Raw genomic sequence first — 2,883 nt, forward strand, 5'->3', positions numbered from 1 at the left:
GTTGCCTGTTTCGCGGTGCCGGGCAGCTTTGGATCCCACTTCTCAAATCTGTTTGCCGCGTCTTCCAAGGCGTCTAGGCCCAGCGATTTTTTTGACACCAACCCCTTGAGGTCTTTCATGTCGTCCGCGGCTTCCTTGATCCCGCTTTCGTTGGCGGCGTCTTCCATCGCGCGCGAAAATTCGCGCGCCATGCTGCGTGCTTTCGCGGTAAACCGCCCCAGCGTGCGAAACATTCCAGGCAGATCTTTTGGCCCCACCACAATCAGCGACACGACGCCAATCAGCAGAAGCTCGCTCCAACCAATGTCAAACATGGATTTTCAGGCCCCCTGGCCCCGCTCCGGCCCGGTCAAGGGCCGCCCGGTTCAGACCTTGTCTTTTTCGTTTTCCGGCGTCACGTCGCGCGCGGCATCGACCGAAGCATCCTCGATCTCTTTCGAGCCCTCTTTCACGCCTTTCTTGAAGGCGGTGATGCCTTTGCCGACCTCACCCATCAGCGATGAGATCTTGCCCCGTCCGAACAGGACCAGCACCACGATCGCAATAAGTAGCAGCCCCGGAAGGCCAATGTTGTTGAGCATCTCATTCTCCCCGTAGCGGTGGCCAAGGCCCCGCCAGCATATCTACGCATCCATTTATGGCTTTGAGCGGATCAATCAAAGCCCCATTCCACCAAATACCCCGGATTTTTTACGCCCCCGGCGCTGGCCAGCCGACAGGGGTGCGGATAGGATGGGGGTCAAGATGGCCTGGGATATGGAAATGAGATGAGCGGTGCAGACTATATAACCGCTTTTGCGACCTTGTTCGTCGTGGTGGATCCGATCGGTCTTGCACCGGTTTTCATCGCGTTGACACAAGGGATGGAGCCACGGGCAAGGCGCCGGGTCGGCATCAGGGCGCTGATGACGGGGGCGCTGTTGCTGACACTGTTTGGCGTTTTCGGTGACGCCCTCTTAAGCGCTATTGGTATTTCGATGCCGGCCTTTCGGATTGCGGGCGGGGTCTTGCTGTTTCTGACCGCGCTGGACATGCTGTTTGAACGGCGCACGCAGCGTCGTGAGGGGCAAAACCCTGCCCATCAGGCCGATGATCCATCAATCTTTCCACTGGCCACACCGCTGATTGCGGGGCCAGGGGCGCTGGCCACAATGATTCTGCTGGCCGGGCAGGACGGCGGTGACTGGACCCATCTGATCGCGGTGCTTTTGGTGATGCTGGTGGTTTTGGCCTGCGTTCTGGTCCTGTTTCTGGCCGCCTCCCCGATCGAGCGCGCATTGGGGCGCACCGGCACCATGGTGGTCACGCGCCTTTTGGGCATGTTGCTGGCCGCTTTGGCGATGCAGTTCATCCTGGACGGGCTGCGGGGCGCGGGGGTCTTTGGCGCCTGACCCCTGACATTGTGCCGAAACCTGCCTATATCAGACCTTAGGCGAGGCCCCAAAGGAGGGCGCAATGGGCGCAGATCTCTACCCCCGGCTGATCTATTTTGTGCTGCTACTGGCGGTGGTTGGCGGCTATCTGGCGGTTGAGTTTCGCCGCCGTCCGGGCCGTGTGGCCCAGCAGGCTGTGGTCTGGGGGCTGATCTTTGTGGGTGTGATCGCGGGGGCGGGGCTGTGGTCTGACATCCGCCATAACGTAACACCGCAACAATCGGTCGCCTCTGATGGCCAGATAGAGGTGCCGATTGCCGCAGACGGGCATTTCTACCTTGTCGCGGACCTGAACGGCGTTGCGGTGCGCTTTGTCGTCGATACCGGCGCCACCGACATCGTGCTAAGCCAGCGTGATGCCCGCCGCATCGGGATTGATACGGCGGGGCTGTCGTATTTTGGTCAGGCCAATACCGCCAACGGTCTGGTGGCCACCGCACCGGTGCGCATCGAGCGGTTTGCACTGGGCGGGGTGACGGATGAAAACCTGCGCGCCGTGGTCAATAATGGCGCGATGGAGGGATCGCTTCTGGGAATGTCTTACCTGTCGCGCTTTGCCAATGTCAGCTTCAGCCGCAACCGGCTGTTGCTAGAGCGGTAAGCCGCCCTAAAGCCAATCGCGCCATTTCAACAGCAGATAGGTCAACAGCACCGACCCCGCCATCATTCCCAGCGCCATCGGGTAGCCCCAGGTCCAATCCAGCTCTGGCATGACGCGAAAGTTCATCCCGTAGGTCGAGGCGATCATCGTAGGTGGCAAAAACAGCGCCGTCACCACCGACACGACCCTGATCGTCGCGTTCTGCGCCAGATTGATCATCCCCAGCGTCGCATCGACCGACAGACCCAGCCGTGACGACAGGAAATCAGACTGCACCGACAGCGATTGAATATCGCGCAACAGCCCCTCGACGATCGCGCGCAACCGCTGACCTTCCGCGTTGGATGCCAGTGTGTTGACGTAAAACGACATCGCCCGCTCTAGCGTCAACAGCGCGAGCCGCACACGGCTGATCATTTCGCCCTGCCTGCCCACCTCGGCAAGCGCCGATTGCAGCGCCGCTTGCCCCTGCCCCGTCACCCCCAAAACCGAGGCAGACACCTCATCCAGGGATCGGCCAATCCCCTCCAGAAGGTCAGCTTGCCGTGCCACGATCTCTTCGATCAGGCCCAGAAACACCGAACCGGTGCCGCCAATTCCCGCCACCGACCGTGTCGCCCTTGCCGCAAAGGTGTCGAACGGCCGCGGCGCATGGTGGCGCACCGTTACCAACCGCTGCGCACTGAGAATAAAGCTGACCGGCCCTGAAATATGCTGTGCGTCCGCCGTTTTGCCCGGTAGCACCACCGTCATCACATCGACACCATCTTCACGGTAAAGCCGGTTCGAGATTTCGATCTCTTCCATATCGGCCAGTGTCGGCACCTCAACACCCAACGCTTCCAGTTT

The 2,883-nt window shown here is 60.6% G+C and carries 5 protein-coding genes; 2 read left to right on the forward strand and 3 right to left on the reverse strand.

What is annotated here, in order from left to right; genetic code table 11:
* The coding region (gene tatB, locus ACM62R_RS03830; protein WP_415182740.1) for a Sec-independent protein translocase protein TatB at positions 1–314 on the reverse strand (314 nt) is incomplete at its 3' end.
* A 51-nt stretch (positions 315–365) separates the two neighbouring features.
* Positions 366–581 carry a twin-arginine translocase TatA/TatE family subunit gene (locus ACM62R_RS03835; protein ID WP_415182741.1) on the reverse strand — a complete coding sequence of 72 codons (216 nt, stop codon included), beginning with the start codon at positions 579–581 and terminating at the stop codon, positions 366–368.
* A 186-nt stretch (positions 582–767) separates the two neighbouring features.
* Here ACM62R_RS03835 and ACM62R_RS03840 point away from each other — a divergent pair, with 186 nt between their 5' ends.
* Positions 768–1,391 (forward strand): MarC family protein, encoded by a 624-nt coding sequence (locus tag ACM62R_RS03840; RefSeq protein WP_415182742.1) that lies wholly within the window; start codon positions 768–770, stop codon positions 1,389–1,391.
* 64 nt (positions 1,392–1,455) lie between these two features.
* Positions 1,456–2,034 (forward strand): TIGR02281 family clan AA aspartic protease, encoded by a 579-nt coding sequence (locus tag ACM62R_RS03845; protein WP_415182743.1) that lies wholly within the window; start codon positions 1,456–1,458, stop codon positions 2,032–2,034.
* 6 nt (positions 2,035–2,040) lie between these two features.
* On the opposite strand, the gene ACM62R_RS03850 is transcribed toward ACM62R_RS03845, so the two are convergent.
* Positions 2,041–2,883, reverse strand: an 843-nt coding sequence (locus ACM62R_RS03850; RefSeq protein WP_415182744.1) for a CorA family divalent cation transporter, incomplete at its 5' end; no start/stop codon positions are given.

It is taken from the genome of Phaeovulum sp., assembly GCF_047638075.1.
Classification (GTDB): domain Bacteria; phylum Pseudomonadota; class Alphaproteobacteria; order Rhodobacterales; family Rhodobacteraceae; genus UBA6197.

What these genes read in the sequence shown, in the direction of transcription:
- ACM62R_RS03835 (WP_415182741.1), bottom strand. Translation starts at nt 581, where the DNA reads ATGCTCAACAACATTGGCCTTCCGGGGCTGCTACTTATTGCGATCGTG.
- ACM62R_RS03840 (WP_415182742.1), top strand. Translation starts at nt 768, where the DNA reads ATGAGCGGTGCAGACTATATAACCGCTTTTGCGACCTTGTTCGTCGTG.
- ACM62R_RS03845 (WP_415182743.1), top strand. Translation starts at nt 1,456, where the DNA reads ATGGGCGCAGATCTCTACCCCCGGCTGATCTATTTTGTGCTGCTACTG.